Source organism: Sphingomonas cannabina (genome assembly GCF_021391395.1).
Classification (GTDB): Bacteria; Pseudomonadota; Alphaproteobacteria; order Sphingomonadales; family Sphingomonadaceae; genus Sphingomonas; species Sphingomonas cannabina.
This window is the reverse complement of sequence record NZ_CP090059.1, coordinates 182,741-198,228: the sequence shown is the minus strand read 5'-3', so window position 1 is coordinate 198,228 and position 15,488 is coordinate 182,741. Positions and strand designations below refer to the sequence as shown.

General features: G+C 67.4%; 16 protein-coding genes and 1 pseudogene. 13 read left to right on the top strand and 4 right to left on the bottom strand.

The window, feature by feature from the left end; translation table 11 throughout:
- Positions 1-129: 129 nt before the first annotated feature.
- The 13 genes from LZK98_RS00970 (at position 130) to LZK98_RS00910 (ending at position 12,334) form a co-directional block, all read left to right on the top strand.
- Entirely contained in the window at positions 130-2,160 is a 2,031-nt protein-coding gene (locus tag LZK98_RS00970; protein WP_017502705.1) for a conjugal transfer protein TraG, read from the top strand.
- Positions 2,157-2,576 (top strand): CopG family ribbon-helix-helix protein, encoded by a 420-nt coding sequence (locus LZK98_RS00965; protein ID WP_017502704.1) that lies wholly within the window; start codon positions 2,157-2,159, stop codon positions 2,574-2,576. Before LZK98_RS00970 ends, LZK98_RS00965 begins: the two co-directional genes overlap by 4 nt.
- Before the next feature lie 140 nt (positions 2,577-2,716).
- Entirely contained in the window at positions 2,717-3,703 is a 987-nt protein-coding gene (gene trbB, locus LZK98_RS00960) for a P-type conjugative transfer ATPase TrbB (protein ID WP_048938180.1), read from the top strand.
- Positions 3,700-4,035: a TrbC/VirB2 family protein gene (locus tag LZK98_RS00955; protein WP_007406001.1), complete on the top strand. Its 336-nt coding sequence runs from the start codon at positions 3,700-3,702 to the stop codon at positions 4,033-4,035. Before trbB ends, LZK98_RS00955 begins: the two co-directional genes overlap by 4 nt.
- Positions 4,032-4,313, top strand: coding sequence for a VirB3 family type IV secretion system protein (locus LZK98_RS00950; RefSeq protein ID WP_017503596.1), 282 nt, complete (start codon positions 4,032-4,034; stop codon positions 4,311-4,313). Before LZK98_RS00955 ends, LZK98_RS00950 begins: the two co-directional genes overlap by 4 nt.
- Positions 4,310-6,799, top strand: a complete 2,490-nt coding sequence (trbE, locus tag LZK98_RS00945) for a conjugal transfer protein TrbE (RefSeq protein WP_026109713.1) — start codon at positions 4,310-4,312, stop codon at positions 6,797-6,799. The genes LZK98_RS00950 and trbE overlap by 4 nt, the downstream gene beginning before the upstream one ends.
- Entirely contained in the window at positions 6,796-7,512 is a 717-nt protein-coding gene (trbJ, locus tag LZK98_RS00940) for a P-type conjugative transfer protein TrbJ (RefSeq protein WP_017503598.1), read from the top strand. Before trbE ends, trbJ begins: the two co-directional genes overlap by 4 nt.
- A gap of 8 nt (positions 7,513-7,520) precedes the next feature.
- Positions 7,521-7,823, top strand: a complete 303-nt coding sequence (trbK-alt, locus tag LZK98_RS00935) for a putative entry exclusion protein TrbK-alt (protein WP_017503599.1) — start codon at positions 7,521-7,523, stop codon at positions 7,821-7,823.
- Positions 7,820-9,205, top strand: coding sequence for a P-type conjugative transfer protein TrbL (gene trbL / locus LZK98_RS00930; protein ID WP_048938181.1), 1,386 nt, complete (start codon positions 7,820-7,822; stop codon positions 9,203-9,205). The genes trbK-alt and trbL overlap by 4 nt, the downstream gene beginning before the upstream one ends.
- 6 nt (positions 9,206-9,211) lie before the next feature.
- Complete coding sequence (gene trbF / locus LZK98_RS00925; RefSeq protein WP_012049883.1) at positions 9,212-9,895, top strand: conjugal transfer protein TrbF; 684 nt, start codon at positions 9,212-9,214, stop codon at positions 9,893-9,895.
- Positions 9,892-10,899 (top strand): P-type conjugative transfer protein TrbG, encoded by a 1,008-nt coding sequence (gene trbG, locus LZK98_RS00920; protein WP_017502077.1) that lies wholly within the window; start codon positions 9,892-9,894, stop codon positions 10,897-10,899. Before trbF ends, trbG begins: the two co-directional genes overlap by 4 nt.
- Entirely contained in the window at positions 10,896-12,116 is a 1,221-nt protein-coding gene (locus tag LZK98_RS00915; RefSeq protein ID WP_017502076.1) for a TrbI/VirB10 family protein, read from the top strand. Before trbG ends, LZK98_RS00915 begins: the two co-directional genes overlap by 4 nt.
- Positions 12,113-12,334 carry a DUF2274 domain-containing protein gene (locus LZK98_RS00910; protein WP_017502075.1) on the top strand — a complete coding sequence of 74 codons (222 nt, stop codon included), beginning with the start codon at positions 12,113-12,115 and terminating at the stop codon, positions 12,332-12,334. Before LZK98_RS00915 ends, LZK98_RS00910 begins: the two co-directional genes overlap by 4 nt.
- Before the next feature lie 17 nt (positions 12,335-12,351).
- Here LZK98_RS00910 and LZK98_RS00905 read toward each other — a convergent pair whose 3' ends face one another.
- The 4 genes and pseudogenes from LZK98_RS00905 to LZK98_RS00890 all read right to left on the bottom strand — a co-directional run.
- Positions 12,352-12,660: a hypothetical protein gene (locus tag LZK98_RS00905; RefSeq protein WP_017502074.1), complete on the bottom strand. Its 309-nt coding sequence runs from the start codon at positions 12,658-12,660 to the stop codon at positions 12,352-12,354.
- Positions 12,661-12,662: 2 nt separating this feature from the next.
- Complete coding sequence (locus LZK98_RS00900) at positions 12,663-13,604, bottom strand: LysR family transcriptional regulator (protein WP_017502073.1); 942 nt, start codon at positions 13,602-13,604, stop codon at positions 12,663-12,665.
- The gene (locus tag LZK98_RS00895) at positions 13,601-14,782 is read right to left on the bottom strand and encodes an efflux RND transporter periplasmic adaptor subunit (RefSeq protein WP_081600934.1); all 1,182 of its coding nucleotides are present in this window, start codon (positions 14,780-14,782) and stop codon (positions 13,601-13,603) included. The genes LZK98_RS00900 and LZK98_RS00895 overlap by 4 nt, the downstream gene beginning before the upstream one ends.
- Before the next feature lie 170 nt (positions 14,783-14,952).
- Positions 14,953-15,147: pseudogene (locus LZK98_RS00890) on the bottom strand (P-type conjugative transfer ATPase TrbB); the annotation flags it as partial.
- Between the last annotated feature and the right edge of the window lie 341 nt (positions 15,148-15,488).

Genomic DNA, 15,488 nt, shown 5'->3' with positions numbered 1-15,488 from the left:
ACCGTTCAATCGATCACCGTCGAAAACATAGCAGACTAAACTACGCTACTCCCTGTATTTCTACGCTAGACTTCCCTCAACAATAACAGTGACTTGATTTGATGTCCGGTACGCATCGACCTCGGTGCCATGTCGGCAACCAAAATCCTTTGGGGTCAGGTCTTCACGGTCTTCCTGATCGTGCTCGCAGCCATTTGGGCCGCGACGCAATGGACGGCCGCAGCGCTCGCCTATCAGCCCCAGCTTGGGGCGCCCTGGTTCATGCTCGGCGACTGGCCGATCTATCCGCCGCCGGCCTTCTTCTGGTGGTGGTTTTCGTTTGACGCCTACGCGCCGGAGATATTCCAGACCGGCGCGTTCATCGCTGTGTCGGGCGGGTTCGCCGCGATCGTCGTCGCCATCGGCATGTCGGTCTGGCGTGCGCGCGAGCTGAAGAACGCCGAGACCTATGGCTCGGCGCGCTGGGCGACGCGCGGGGAGATCGCCGCCGCTGGGCTGCTGGGCGACAGCGGCGTCATGCTCGGTCGGCTCGGGCGCGACTACCTGCGCCACGACGGCCCCGAGCATGTGCTGTGCTTCGCGCCGACCCGGAGCGGCAAGGGCGTCGGCCTGGTCGTGCCGACGCTGCTCACCTGGCCGGGCTCGGCGATCGTGCATGACATCAAGGGCGAGAATTGGCAGCTCACCGCCGGCTTTCGCGCCCGGCACGCGCGGGTGCTGCTGTTCGATCCGACCAACGGCGCGTCGGCCGCCTACAACCCCCTGCTCGAAATCCGCAAGGGCGCCTGGGAAGTGCGCGACGTGCAGAACGTCGCCGACGTGCTGGTGGACCCGGAAGGTTCGCTGGAGAAGCGCAACCACTGGGAGAAGACCTCCCATGCCCTACTGGTCGGCACGATCCTCCATGTCCTCTACGCCGAGGCCGACAAGACGCTGGCGGGCGTCGCCGCCTTCCTGTCCGATCCCCGCCGCCCGATCGAGAGCACGCTATGGGCGATGATGACGACGCCGCATTTGGGGGAGGCCGGCGTCCATCCCGTCGTCGCCTCGGCCGCGCGCGAGCTGCTCAACAAATCGGCCAACGAGCGATCGGGCGTGCTCTCGACCGCCATGTCGTTCCTCGGCCTCTATCGCGATCCCGTCGTCGCGCAGGTCACGCGCACCTGCGAATGGCGCATCAAGGATCTGGTCGAGGGCGAGCTGCCGGTCACGCTCTACCTCGTCGTGCCGCCCAGCGACATCTCACGCACCAAGCCGCTCATTCGCCTCATCCTCAACCAGATCGGGCGCCGGCTCACTGAGGACCTGAAGGCGCGGCAATCGCGCCACCGGCTGCTGTTGATGCTCGACGAGTTTCCGGCGCTCGGCCGACTCGACTTCTTCGAGAGCGCGCTGGCGTTCATGGCCGGCTACGGCATCCAGAGCTTCCTCATCGCCCAGAGCCTCAACCAGATCGAGAAGGCTTACGGGCCGAACAACGCGATCCTCGACAATTGCCATGTGCGCGTGAGCTTCGCCACCAACGACGAGCGCACCGCCAAGCGCATCTCGGACGCGCTCGGCACCGCGACCGAGATGCGGGCGATGAAGAACTACGCCGGCCACCGGCTTTCGCCCTGGCTCGGGCATTTGATGGTGTCGCGCTCTGAGACCGCCCGCCAACTCCTCACCCCCGGCGAGATCATGCAGCTACCGCCCGACGACGAGATCGTCATGGTCGCGGGCATCCCGCCGATCCGGGCAAAGAAGGCCCGCTACTTCAAGGACCGGCGGTTCACGCAGCGGGTGATGTCGCCGCCTGACATGAATGTCGGAGGCGGCCCGCCGCGCCCCGACGACTGGAGCGGCCTGGCGCCGATCGAGGCGCCGCCGATGCCCGAGCCGATCGAGCATGAATCGCCCAAGAAGCCGATGAAGAAAAAGGCCGCCAAGAAGGCGGGTGCTGAGGACGATGCCGCGAACGGGGACCTGCGCCGCGAGCCGGCGCTGGAGCCCCACATCGACATCGCGCCGACGCCCCGGCCCGCGCCCGCCAACGAGTTCGAGCTGGACGAGCCGGACCCCGATAGCGATGCGGCGCGGCAGGCGACGGTGCGCCGCCAGATGCAGCGCGTGGCCCGGCAGGCGTCGCTCGATCCCGAGGACGGCATCGAGCTATGAGCACCAAGACGCCGCTGTCGGTCTATCTTGACCCCGAGCTGATGCGCGCGCTCGCCGCCTATGCCGACCGCAGGGACAAGTCCCGGTCGCTGATCGCCGAGGCGGCCATCGCATCCTTCCTGTCGCCCGACGCCGACGAGCAGCGCGAGGCCGCCATCGCCAAGCGTCTCGACAAGCTGGACCGCCGCATCACCCGGCTGGAGCGCGACACGGGGATCGGTGTCGAGATGATCGCGCTGTTCGTGCGCTTCTGGCTGTCGAACACTCCGCCGCCGCCCGAGAGCGAGCGGGCCGCGATGCGTCGCCAGGGCGGCGACCGCTACGACGCCTTCATGGATGCGCTCGGCCGCCGACTCGCGAAGGGTTCGAAGGTCAGGCAAGAAATTGGCGAGGACTTTCCGCTCCAAGAAGAATGAGCTGACTACGCCAGTTCTTGTATCTCTACGCCAGACTACGACGACCACATTTACTTATTGAAGCACGGTCTTTTCTGCCTCTCTTGATGTGCCCCTGACGCCGGGCGGCGGCTCGCCCGGCCCTCATCAGGGGCTTTTTTTTGACCGTCCATCCGATCCGTTCCGAGGCGAAGACACGCGGCGCGCGGATGCTGCGCACGGCGCTCGGCCCGTCGATCGCGGCCTGGCTCGACGATGCCGCCGTCATCGAGGTGATGCTGAACCCGGACGGCCGGCTGTGGGTCGATCGGCTCGGCGAAGGCATCAGCGACACCGGCATGAAGCTGGCCGCCGCGGACGGCGAGCGCATCGTTCGCTTGGTCGCGCACCATGTCGGCGTCGAGGTTCATGCCCGGTCCCCGCGCGTCTCGGCCGAGCTGCCCGAAGGAGGGGAGCGGTTCGAGGGGTTGCTGCCCCCCGTCGTCGTCGCGCCCGCCTTCGCGATCCGCAAGCCCGCCGTCGCCGTCTTCACGCTCGATGAATACGCGGCGGCCGGGATCATGTCGCCGGCCGAGGCCGCGGCGCTGCGTGATGGCGTCGCCGCCCGCGCCAACATCCTCGTGGCAGGCGGGACCGGCAGCGGCAAGACCACGCTGGTCAATGCGCTCCTGGCCGAAGTCGCCAAGACCACCGACCGCATCGTCCTGATCGAAGACACGCGCGAGCTTCAGTGCGCCGCGCCGAACCTCGTCGCCATGCGGACCAAGGATGGCGTCGTCACGCTGTCCGATCTCGTGCGGTCCAGCCTGCGGCTGCGCCCCGACCGCATCCCCATCGGCGAGGTGCGCGGCGCCGAGGCGCTCGACCTCCTCAAAGCCTGGGGCACTGGCCACCCCGGCGGCATCGGCACCATCCACGCCGGGACCGCGCTCGGGGCGCTGCGCCGCATGGAGCAGCTCATTCAGGAGGCCGTCGTCACGGTTCCCCGCGCGCTGCTCGCCGAGACCATCGACCTGATCGCCGTGCTGGTTCGCGACGGGCACGGTCGCCGCCTCGCCGAGCTGGCTCGCGTCGAGGGGATCGACGCCGAGACCGGCGATTACCGCCTGACCCCCCTCGCACCCCCCAACCTCGGAGACGCACCATGATCCATGCCCTTCGGCATGGCGCACGCCGCGCCATGCTCGCCGCCACCGCCAGCGTCATCGCGCTCACCATCTCGGCGCCCGCCCACGCGGGCGGGTCGTCGATGCCGTGGGAAGCCCCGCTGCAATCCATCCTCGAAAGCATCGAGGGGCCGGTCGCGAAGATCATCGCGGTCATCATCATCATCGTGACCGGCCTCACCTTGGCCTTCGGCGACACCTCGGGCGGCTTTCGCCGGCTGATCCAGATCGTCTTCGGCCTGTCGATCGCCTTCGCCGCGTCGAGCTTCTTTTTGTCGTTCTTCTCGTTCGGCGGCGGGGCGCTGATCGCATGACGGGCGCGGCCGATCCCGTCGAGCCGATCGCCGGCTTCTATGCGCCGGTCCATCGGGCGCTGACCGAGCCGATCCTGCTCGGCGGCGCCCCGCGCTCGCTCGCCATCGTCAACGGCACGCTCGCCGGCGCGATCGGCCTCGGCCTTCGCCTCTGGATCGCCGGGCTGGCGATTTGGGCAATCGGTCATGCGTTGTCGGTTTGGGCCGCGCGCCGTGATCCGCAGTTCGTGGACGTGGCCCGGCGGCACCTCCGCTATCCGGCGTGGATGCGGCCATGATGGGCCTGCGCGAATACAGGAATCGCGCCGCCCACCTGGCCGACTTCCTGCCCTGGGCCGCGCTGGTCGGCGAGGGCGTCGTTCTCAACAAGGACGGCAGCTTTCAGCGCACGGCGCGTTTCCGTGGCCCCGATCTCGACAGCGCCACACCCGCCGAGCTGGTCGCCACCACCGCGCGGCTCAACAACGCGCTCCGGCGTCTCGGCTCGGGCTGGGCGATCTTTGTCGAGGCGCAGCGCAGTCCCGCGCTCGACTACCCCGATTCCGATTTTCCCGATTCGGTCTCGGCGCTCGTGGACATGGAGCGCCGCGAACAGTTCCGCGAGGAAGGCGCGCATTTCGAGAGCGCCTATTATCTCACCCTGCTGTGGATGCCGCCGGCCGAGGAAGCGGCGCGCGCGGAAGGGTGGCTCTACGAGGGCCGGTCCACCAGCGGCGTCGATCCGTGGGAACTGCTCAAGGGCTTCGCCGACCGCAGCGACCGCGTTCTCAATCTGGTCGAGGGCTTCGTGCCCGAGGTCCGCTGGCTCGATGACGGCGAGACGCTGACCTACCTGCACAGCACCACCTCAACCCGCCGCCAGCGCGTGCGCGTGCCGGAAACTCCGATGCACCTCGACGCGCTACTCGCCGACGAGCCGCTGACCGGCGGGCTCGAACCGAAGCTCGGCGAGCACCATCTGCGCACGCTCACCATCGTCGGCTTCCCGAGCGTGACCTTCCCCGGCCTGCTCGACGAGCTGAACCGGCTCGCCTTCGAGTATCGCTGGTCCACCCGCGCGCTGATGCTCGACAAGACCGACGCGACCAAGCTGCTGACCAGGATCAGGCGGCAATGGTTCGCCAAGCGCAAATCGGTCGCGGCCATCCTCAAGGAAGTCATGACCAACGAGGCGTCCACGCTGCTCGACAGCGACGCCTCGAACAAGGCCGCCGACGCCGACACCGCCTTGCAAGAGCTGGGCTCCGACTATGCCGGCATGGCCTATGTCACCGCGACGGTGACGGTGTGGGACGGCGATCCCGCCATTGCGGCCGAGAAGCTGCGGCTGGTCGAGAAGGTCATCCAGGGCCGCGACTTCACCGTGATCCCCGAGGGGATGAACGCGATCGAGGCATGGCTGGGGAGCCTGCCCGGCCACACCTACGCCAACGTCCGGCAACCGCCGATCTCCACCATCAATCTCGCCCATCTGATCCCCCTGTCAGCAGTATGGGCGGGGCCGGAACGGGACGAGCACTTCGGACAACCCCCCTTGCTCTATGGCAGGACCGAAGGCTCGACCCCGTTCCGGTTTTCCCTTCACCCCGATGGCAGCGATGTCGGCCACACGCTGATCGTCGGCCCGACCGGCGCGGGCAAGTCGGTGCTGCTCGCGCTAATGGCGATGCAGTTCCGCCGCTACGAGAACGCCCAGGTCTTCGCGTTCGACTTCGGTGGCTCGATCCGCGCCGCCACGCTGGCGGCGGGCGGAGACTGGCAGGATCTCGGGCTGTCCGACGACGGCGACGGCAGCGTCCAGCTACAGCCGCTCGCCCGTATCGACGATCCGGCCGAGCGCGCATGGGCGGCCGAATGGCTGGCGGCGATCCTCGCCAGCGAAGGCGTCCCCGTCGATCCGCAGGCCAAGGAGCATCTGTGGTCGGCGCTCGGCTCCCTTGCCAGTGCGCCCGTGCCGGAACGCACGCTGACCGGGCTCGCGGTTCTGCTCCAGAGCCAGCAGCTCAAGCAGGCGCTCGCCCCCTATTGCCTTGGTGGACCGTGGGGCCGGCTGCTCGATGCCGAGGTCGAACGGCTCGGCGAAGCGTCGGTGCAGGCGTTCGAGACGGAGGGCCTGGTTGGCGGCGGATCAGCCGCCTCCGTCCTGTCCTACCTGTTCCACCGGATCGAAGGCCGGCTGGACGGCTCGCCGACGCTCATCATCATCGACGAGGGCTGGCTGGTTCTCGACACCCCCGACTTCGCAGCCCAGCTCCGCGAATGGCTTAAGACCTTGCGGAAGAAGAACGCCAGCGTCGTTTTCGCCACGCAGAGCCTGGCCGACATCGAAACCTCTAACATCGCGCCGGCCATCATCGAGAGCTGCCCGACGCGCATCTTCCTGCCGAACGAGCGCGCCGCCGAGCCGCAGATCGCCGCCATCTACGAACGGTTCGGCCTCAACGCTCGCCAGATCGAAATCCTCAGCCGGGCCACGCCCAAGCGCGACTATTACTGCCAGTCGCGGCGCGGCAACCGGCTGTTCGAGCTGGGGCTAGGCGAGGTCGCGTTGGCCTTCGCCGCCGCGTCTTCCAAGACCGATCAGCTCCGCATCGCCGAACTGGTCGAGACCCACGGCCGCGAGCGCTTCGCCGCCGAATGGCTGCGCCATCGCGGCCTGGCCTGGGCGGTCGATCTTCTTCCCGAACCCCAACTCGATCCGCTGGCCGGTCGCCGGGAAGATGCCGGCCAGCTCCCCCTTGCCTTGAAGGACACGACCCCATGAAACCCAATATCCTGCGCCGCGCCATGCTGGCCGGCGCCATCGCCACATCGAGCATGATCGGCATCACCGCCGCCACGCCGGCGCACGCTCAGTTCGGCGGGATCGTCTATGACCCGACCAATTATGCGCAGAACGTGCTGACGGCCGCGCGGTCGCTCCAGCAGGTCAACAACCAGATTCAGCAAATCCAGCAGCAGGCGACCAGTCTCGTCAACGAGGCGCGCAACCTGGCTTCGCTGCCGTTCAGCTCGCTCCAGCAGTTGCAGCAGCAGGTGCAGCGCACCCAGCAGCTTCTCGGCGAGGCGCAGCGCATCGCTTATGACGTGCAGAACGTCCAGCAGGTGTTCAACGGCCGCTACAAGGGCGCGGCGCTCACCGGCACCCACGCGCAGATGGTCGCCAACGCCAATGCCCGCTGGGAGGATAGCGTCGGCGCCTTTCAGGATGCCTTGCAGGTGCAGGCCGGCGTCGTCGGCAACATCGAAGGCGCCCGCACGACGATGTACAGCCTGGTCTCGGCCAGCCAGTCGGCGACCGGCGCGCTCCAGGCGACGCAGGCGGGCAACGAGCTCCTCGCGCTGCAATCGCAGCAGCTCGCCGACCTCACCGCCGCGGTCGCGGCGCAGGGCCGGGCGCAGGCGCTGCAATCCGCCCGCCAGGCGGCCGAGGAGGCCGAAGGGCGCGAGCGGTTCCGCCGCTTCATGGGCAACTGAGACGCCCGATGTCGCGCACGGCGAAGATCGCAGGGGTGGCGGCGCTGGCCGGGCTGATGATGACGGTGGCGATCGTCGCCGCCGTCCAGCCCGATGAGCCTGCGCCCGCGCCCCCGCTCTTCCTGCCGGCGGACGAAGGCCAGGCCAGGCTCGCCCGCGAGCTGGATCGCTGCGCCTCGCTCACCAAGCCGGATAGTGGCTGCGAGGCGGCCTGGGCCGTCAACCGCCGCCGCTTCTTCCGCCAGGACGAGCCCCCGCCCGAGATCGAGCGCGGCAGCGACACGGCGCCGGATGAAGGCACCCGGCCATGAACGACACCGGCGTTATCGACAATTTCCTCAACATCTTCACCGGCTACATCGACTCAGGCTTCGGCCTGCTCGGCGGCGAGGTCGCGTTCCTCTCGACCACGCTGATCGCCATCGACGTAACGCTCGCCGGCCTGTTCTGGGCCTGGGGCGCGGACGAGGACGTGCTTCAGCGCCTCGTCAAGAAGACGCTCTACATCGGCACCTTCGCTTTCATCATCGGCAATTTCTCGCTGCTCGCGACCATCGTGTTCGAGAGCTTCGCCGGGCTCGGCCTCCAGGCCAGCGGCGGGGCGATGACGATCGACGAGTTCATGAAGCCCGGCACGATCGCGGCGAAGGGGCTCGAAGCCGCCAAGCCGCTGCTCGATGCGGCGGGCCAGTTCTCCAGCCTTTGGGCCGTGTTCTCCAACCTCGCGCTGATCCTCGTGCTGCTGCTCGCCTGGGTGATCGTGGTGCTCGCCTTCTTCATCATCGCCGTGCAGGTCTTCATCACGCTGATCGAGTTCAAGCTGGTGACGCTGGCCGGCTTCGTCCTGCTGCCCTTCGCCTTCTTCAACAAGACCGCCTTCATGGCCGAGAAGGTGCTGGGCCATGTCGTCTCGACCGGCATCAAGGTGCTGGTGCTCGCCGTCATCACCGGCATCGGCACCACCTTGTTCAGCCAGTTCACCGGCGCTGCCCTCGGCCCCGCGCCCGACATCAATCAGGTCATGGCCATCGCGCTTGCCGCGCTGTCGCTGCTGGGCCTGTCGATCTTCGGCCCCAGCATTGCGAACGGCATCGTCTCGGGCGGCCCGCAGCTCGGCGCGGGTACGGCGGCCGGGACCGCGCTGGCGGCAGGCGGCGCGCTGATCGGAGGCGCCGCCGCCGCACGCCTTGGCGTGGGCGCGGCCGGGTCCGCAGTCGGTGCGGCCGGCCGGATGACCGGCGCCGCCGCGCGTGGTGGCGCTCAGATGGCAGGCGGTGCCACCAGCGCCTACAGCCTCGGCTCGTTCGGCAAGAGCGGTGCAGGCGCTGTTGCGGGCGGCATGGCCGCTGTCGGCCAAGCGGCGGCGGGAAGCGCGGCGAACGCCGTCCTTTCGCCCTTGCGCAAGGCGGCCGCCAAGGGCGGCGAGGCGATCAAGTCCAATTTCCGCTCCGGCGCCCGTGCCGGATTCACCGCAACCGGCGGCACGATCACCGGCGGGCCGGCATCCGCCGCCCCGGCGGCTGCAACCGCTGGCGGTTCCGCGTCGGCCGGCGCATCCGCCCAGCCTGAATGGGCCGCCGCGATGAAACGCCGCCAGGCCGTCAGCCACGGCGCGACCGTCCTCGCCCACACCATGAAGGCTGGCGACAGCCACGGCGGCGGCGCCGGTCCCGACATCAAAGAGAAGGACTGACCTCCCATGTTCCGACGCCCCACCATCCGCTACGGCCAGACGCCCGAACCCACGACACCCTATCAGCGCGCAGCCCAGCAATGGGACGACCGCATCGGCTCCGCGCGCGTGCAGGCGAAGAACTGGCGCCTCGCCTTCTTCGGCGCGCTGGCGCTCTCGGGCGGCCTTTCCGCCGGTCTCGTCTGGCAATCGGCGCGTGGGCATATCGTGCCCTGGGTGGTGCAGGTCGATCGGCTCGGCGAGGCCCAGGCCGTCGCCCCCGCCGAGGCGGGCTATCGCCCGACCGATCCGCAAATTGCGTTCCATCTCGCCCGCTTCATCGAGCAGGTCAGGGCGATCCCGGCCGATCCGGTGATCGTCCGCCAGAACTGGCTGCGCGCCTACGACTTCACGACCGATCGGGGCGCGGTGGCGCTCAACGACTACGCCCGCGCCAACGACCCCTTCGCCAATGTCGGCCGGGTGCAGGTCGCGGTGGACGTGTCGAGCGTGATCCGGGCATCGCCCGACAGCTTCCGCGTCGCCTGGACCGAGCGCCGCTATCAGGACGGCAGCCTTGCCGCCACCGAACGCTGGTCGGCGATCCTCACCATCGTCGTGCAGCCGCCGCGCACCCCCGACGCCCTGCGCAAGAATCCGCTCGGCGTCTTCGTCAACGCTTTGAATTGGTCAAGGGAGCTGTCGCAATGACGCACACGCCATTTCGCCGTTCCGCCTCGGCGGTCCTGCTTGTCTCCGCCACCGCGCTCGCCGGCTGCGCCACCACATCGGCGAAGCCGCCCGCGATTCGCTATGATGATCCGCCGCGCGAGATCGCGGCGACGCCGGCCGCGGAACCGCTCCGCGCCGTCGAGGTGGTGACGATCCCCGAACCCCTGCCGCTCCCCGGCCAATTGAAGCCGGTCGCGGCCGGGGCAGCGACTTCCGAGCCCGCCGATCCGCGCCGCCGTGTCGGGGCCGCCAACGCGGCCGCCCGCGTGCAGCCGGTGCGCGACGGTTTCCTCAACGCCATCCAGCAATATCCCTGGACGGACGGCGCGCTCTATCAGGTCTATGCCGCGCCCGGCCAGGTGACGGACATCGCGCTTCAGGAAGGCGAGCAGCTCGTGGGGCCCGGGCCGGTCGCGGCCGGCGACACCGTGCGCTGGATCATCGGCGACACGGTGAGCGGCAGCGGCGCGACGGCGCGCGTGCATATCCTGGCGAAGCCAACACGCCCCGACATTTCCACGAACCTCGTCATCAATACCGACCGGCGCACCTATCACATCGAATTGCGCGCGACCGCATCGACATACATGGCCTCGGTCTCATGGACCTATCCGCAGGACCAGCTCATCGCGCTGCGCGGCGCCAATGCCGCCGCTGCCCCCGTCGCGACCGGCCTCGACCTCGCGGCGCTCAACTTCCGCTACCGGATCGAGGGCGACCGCGTGCCGTGGAAGCCGGTTCGCGCCTTCGATGATGCAGCCCAAGTGTTCATCGAGTTTCCGGCCGGGATCTCGCAGGGCGAGATGCCGCCGCTGTTCGTGACCGGCGCGGCCGGCGATGCCGAGTTAGTTAATTACCGCGTGCAGGGCCGCTACATGGTGGTGGACCGGCTGTTCGCCGCCGCCGAGCTGCGCCTGGGCGACCGGCGCGGCGAGCAGCGCGTCCGCATCGTGCGCGACAATGGGCGCAGGGGGCGGCCGTGACCGATCCCGCCGACAATTCCCCGCCCGAGGCGGCCGCACCGCAAGCGCCGCGCCCCGATCCGCAAGCCTTCCAGCTTCGCGGCAACCCGCCGCGCGTCATGCGCCTGTCGCGCAAGGCGCTGGCCGCCCTCGGCGTCGTCGCCGGCCTCGGGATCGGCGGCTCACTGATCTATGCGCTCAAGCCGGCCGGCGAGAAGGAGGCCAAGGAGCTTTACAACACCGACAGCCGCGCCACGTCCGAGACCATCACGTCGGGACCGCGCGACTATAGCCAAGCGCCGAAACTCGGCCCGCCGCTTCCCGGCGACCTCGGCGGCCCGATCGTCTCGGCCCAGCAGCGCGGGGAGAATGTCCAGGTCCCGCCGGTCGGCGCCCAGCCCGATCCGCGCGCGCAGGCTGAGGAAGCCGCCCGCCAGCGCGCGCAGCAGGAGCGCGACGCCGCCCGCATGAGCGGCGTGTTCTTGGGTGGCAGCAGCGCCGGGGCCGCTGCGATGCCGTCTTTGCCGAACCTCGCGACGGCAGCGCCTGGTGCTCCTGCCTCACCGCAACCTGCCGAGACGGCGCAGGGCGACCAGGCCGCCAAGCGAGCCTTCTTGGCGCAGGCGTCTAATCAGCGGACGGTCAGCGTCGAACGCCTCGTGGCGCCGGCCTCGCCCAACATCGTGCAGGCCGGCAGCATCATCCCTGCCGCGCTCATCACCGGCATCCGTTCGGACCTTCCCGGCCAGATCACCGCCCAGGTAACGGCAAACGTCTATGACAGCCCTACGGGCCGCATCCTGCTCATCCCGCAGGGCACGCGGCTGATCGGCGAATATGACAGCGAGATCGCCGCCGGGCAGGCGCGCGTGCTGCTGGCATGGGATCGGCTGATATTGCCGGACGGCCGCTCGATCGTTCTCGAGCGCCAGCCCGGCGCTGATGCGGCCGGATATGCTGGCCTACAGGATCGCGTAAACCAGCATTGGGGCAATCTGCTGAAAGCCGCCGCCGTTTCGACACTGCTCGGCGTCGGCGCCGAATTGGGCGCGGATAGCGAGGACGAACTTACTCGCGCACTGCGTCGCGGCTCGCAGGACACCATCAACCAGACCGGCCAGCAGATCGTGCGTCGGCAGCTCAATGTGCAGCCGACGCTCACCATCCGGCCGGGGCATCCGTTGCGCGTGGTCATCACGCGCGACCTGGTGCTTGAACCGATCGGAGCGACACGATGACGAAATTGAAGTTGGGGCCGCTGGCCGACGATCGGCCGGTCAAGCTCTCCGTGGAGCTGCCCGCCGCCGTGCATCGCGATCTCGTCGCCTATGCCGCCGCGCTCGCAGCCGAGACCGGGGGAGCGCCGGTCCCGCCCGACAAGCTGGTCGCGCCGATGCTCGCCCGGTTCATGGAAACCGACCGCGCCTTTCGCCGGCACCGCGCGCAGGGGAAGTGAGAGCGCGCCGCCTGCCGTCAGTTGCCCATGAACTTCTTGAAGCGGTCGCGGCCTTCCGCCTCGATCACGGCCTGCTCGGCATTGGCGCACTCGCTGCCCCGCACCGAGCCTTCCGCGCATTGCCCCACGATCTCCCGTGCTTCATCGAGATGCGCCGCGAAATACTGCGTCCCGCGCGGTTCGGCCGGCTCCGGTGCGGCGGGGGCCGGACTCGCGAGGGCCGGCGCACGCTCGACGGGCATGATCACCGGGCGCAGCACGAAGCCCACGCCGAATCCGATGACCAGCGCGACCAGCACGATGAAGAGTGTCTTGCTTCGTGTCATGGCTATTTCTTTTCCGGTTGGTGATGTGATGGCTGCGGCATCAGAATGGGCGGCAGCGAATAGCGACCGGCCACGAGATCAAGGAAGCGCAGCAAGACGGGGTTGTCATTGTCTTCACGCCAATAGCCCGAGAAGCCGATCCGCATATGTCCATGACTGTCGTGGATTTCGCTGAACGTTACGCCTGGCACTTGGATACCCAAGGCGGATTCGGCGACAATCGAGAGACGCCCACCGAGCGCAATGGCGCTCAACATTGTCTCGCGTCCGATATCCTGCATGTCGATCTCTGGCATGCAACCGGGGACCCCAAGTTTGCCCATGAGGATGTTTCGGGTCTCTGGGCCGGGATCTCGTTCGGTCAGCAAAAAGTGTTCGCCGGTCAGGTCGGGCCAATGGATGCGTTCGCATTGGGTGAGTGGATGGCCTGCCGGCATTGCTACAAATATGCGCTCACTCCAGAAAGAACGGCTCATCAGACCCCGATAGGAGGCCTCCCCAATCATGATCGCGATATCGAGCAGGCCATTCTCGATCCCGGCCAACAGCATATCCCGATCGCGTTCAAAGCCGGATACTTTGACCTCGGGGTGGCGTTCGCCGAACTCGCTGAGCGTTGCCCGCAAGTTGCCGGCGGAGAAGGACGTATAGAAGCCTACGGCCAGCTTGCCGACGTGGCCGTTGTTCGTGGCGCGGACCCAGTTGTTCAGTTCCTCGAACTCCTTCACGATGCGCTGTGCCGTTCGCAGATAGGTTCTGCCATTCGGAGTCAGAGTGGCACCGCGGGTCTTGCGGTCGAACAGCGCCATGCCTAGCCGCTTCTCGATTTCGAGGACGTGTCGGCTGAGCGTTGCTTGCTTGATATTTATGCTGCGCGCCGCGCGACTGAAGCTACCGGCCTCGGCCGCCGCAATCAGGTAGCGGAGCTGGCGCAGCTCAATCACCGGGCTAACGGATCATCAGGCGGTGTCGTGAACTCCGTCCAGCCGCCACCCAGCGCCTTGTAGAGATTGATGAGATTACTGAGCCGCACCAGCTTGGAGCGGACCAAGGCTTGCTGTGACCCGTAAAGCGTGCGCTGCGCGTCGAGCAGGGCGAGGTTGTCATCCTCGCCTGAGTTGAGCCGCTGTTCCGCGAGCCTGTAGGCATTGCGGCTGGCATCGACCCGCTGCGTTTCCGATCGGATTTGGGCGTCCAAGGTTCCTTTGCCGGCGAGCCCGTCAGCCACGTCGCGGAAGGCGGATTGGATCGCCTTCTCATAGTTGGCGATTTCGATCCGTTTCTGCACGTCCGCGCGATCGAGGTTGGCTCTCAGCGCGCTGCCGCCGAAGATTGGAAGCGGCAGGGTGATGCGCGGCATGAAGCTCCATGCGCCCGACCCCGATGAGAACAGATCGTCGAGGCTCGCGCTCGCCGTTCCCGCCGAGCCGGTCAGACTGATCGTCGGGAAGAACGCTGAGCGGGCAGCGCCGATATTCGCGTTGGCGGCGCGCAGCGTATGTTCGACCGCGCGGATGTCGGGTCGGCGCGCCAGAAGGTCCGAGGGCACGCGATCGACCCGGCCGCCGACCGGCGCCGTGACCTGCGTAAAGGAAAGGTCGAGCCGTGCGGCGGCTACGGCCGCGCTACCGGCCTGCACCTGTGCGCGTGCGGCGTTCCGCTGCGCCAGCGCGTCGTCATAAGTCTTGCGCGAGATTGCGCCGGTCGCGACGAGTTGTTCCGAGCGGGTGAAATTGCTTTCGGCGAGCGTTGCGGAGGCTTGCGCCTGACGAAGCTGCGCCTGCGCCTGATCGAGCGCGACCTGGAATGGTCGCGGATCAATGCGGAACAGAAGCTGCCCCTTCCTGACGAGCACGCCTTCGGGGACATGGACGGAGACGATTGCGCCGCTGACGCGGGGCCGCAACTCGACGCTCTGGGGCGCCGATAGCGAACCGTTGAACTCGGCCGAGGGGGCAAGCTCGCGCACGACAACTTGCGCTACTGGCACTTGCGGCGCTGCCGCCGCTTGTGCGCCCTGATCGCCGCCCGATTTGCTACAAGCTGACGTAAGGCCGCCAATAGCCAAGGCTATGGAAGCCAGGAGAAGTGCGCTTTTTGTCGGCATGATATTGCCTTTCAACTGTGCCGCGCCTTGTTCATCCGTTCCGCGGCGTCTGATCGATTCCTGTTCGCTTTGCGGCTTCCAGCGTTGGCAAGGTCAAGGATTATTTTCAACAATCATTCATATGAATATAGATAAATATGAAAGGATAGGCGATAGGTCGAAGGGGCACGCCGGCATGGCGCGTCGAGCGTCGCAATGCCATCCTTGGTGCGCATCGCGACGAGATTAGGCGCGGCGCATTGAAGCTCGCGCGTGTCCTCAATGATGACGACGCGGTCGGGACCCTTGGCGACTTCGGCTAGAAGCGCCGCTTGGTCGGCGGCCATGGTGCCCGACTGCACATAGTCATCGAGCAACGTACCGGCGGCGTAGGTCCGACGTGAGCCCGAAGTGATTCATCCCTTGACCTTCCAAACGTTGGAAGAAGCATCGGTCTGCGGCAACAAACGAATCAATGCGGAAAGTCAGGAATTCCCGGATTCCTGAAGCCGTCCCTCAACCGCCGACGCCGTCATCGGCTTCTCCGAGCGCAAAAATGACGCTGCCATTTGCTCGTCATCGCCACGGCCAGCTCATGGTGGTGCTTGACTGCATCGAGTTGACATCAAACAAATGAACACATATTCATGTGCACATCTTATGGCTCCGTTTGAGATCGACATGCCCCATTCCCACAGCCACCACGATCACGATCACGCAAGACGGGAGCATGCCCATTTTC

Excerpts from the sequence above, each read along its gene's own strand:
- LZK98_RS00970 (WP_017502705.1), top strand. The coding sequence starts at position 130 with ATGTCGGCAACCAAAATCCTTTGGGGTCAGGTCTTCACGGTCTTCCTG.
- LZK98_RS00965 (WP_017502704.1), top strand. The coding sequence starts at position 2,157 with ATGAGCACCAAGACGCCGCTGTCGGTCTATCTTGACCCCGAGCTGATG.
- LZK98_RS00955 (WP_007406001.1), top strand. The coding sequence starts at position 3,700 with ATGATCCATGCCCTTCGGCATGGCGCACGCCGCGCCATGCTCGCCGCC.
- LZK98_RS00950 (WP_017503596.1), top strand. The coding sequence starts at position 4,032 with ATGACGGGCGCGGCCGATCCCGTCGAGCCGATCGCCGGCTTCTATGCG.
- trbE (WP_026109713.1), top strand. The coding sequence starts at position 4,310 with ATGATGGGCCTGCGCGAATACAGGAATCGCGCCGCCCACCTGGCCGAC.
- trbJ (WP_017503598.1), top strand. The coding sequence starts at position 6,796 with ATGAAACCCAATATCCTGCGCCGCGCCATGCTGGCCGGCGCCATCGCC.
- trbK-alt (WP_017503599.1), top strand. The coding sequence starts at position 7,521 with ATGTCGCGCACGGCGAAGATCGCAGGGGTGGCGGCGCTGGCCGGGCTG.
- trbL (WP_048938181.1), top strand. The coding sequence starts at position 7,820 with ATGAACGACACCGGCGTTATCGACAATTTCCTCAACATCTTCACCGGC.
- trbF (WP_012049883.1), top strand. The coding sequence starts at position 9,212 with ATGTTCCGACGCCCCACCATCCGCTACGGCCAGACGCCCGAACCCACG.
- trbG (WP_017502077.1), top strand. The coding sequence starts at position 9,892 with ATGACGCACACGCCATTTCGCCGTTCCGCCTCGGCGGTCCTGCTTGTC.
- LZK98_RS00910 (WP_017502075.1), top strand. The coding sequence starts at position 12,113 with ATGACGAAATTGAAGTTGGGGCCGCTGGCCGACGATCGGCCGGTCAAG.
- LZK98_RS00905 (WP_017502074.1), bottom strand. The coding sequence starts at position 12,660 with ATGACACGAAGCAAGACACTCTTCATCGTGCTGGTCGCGCTGGTCATC.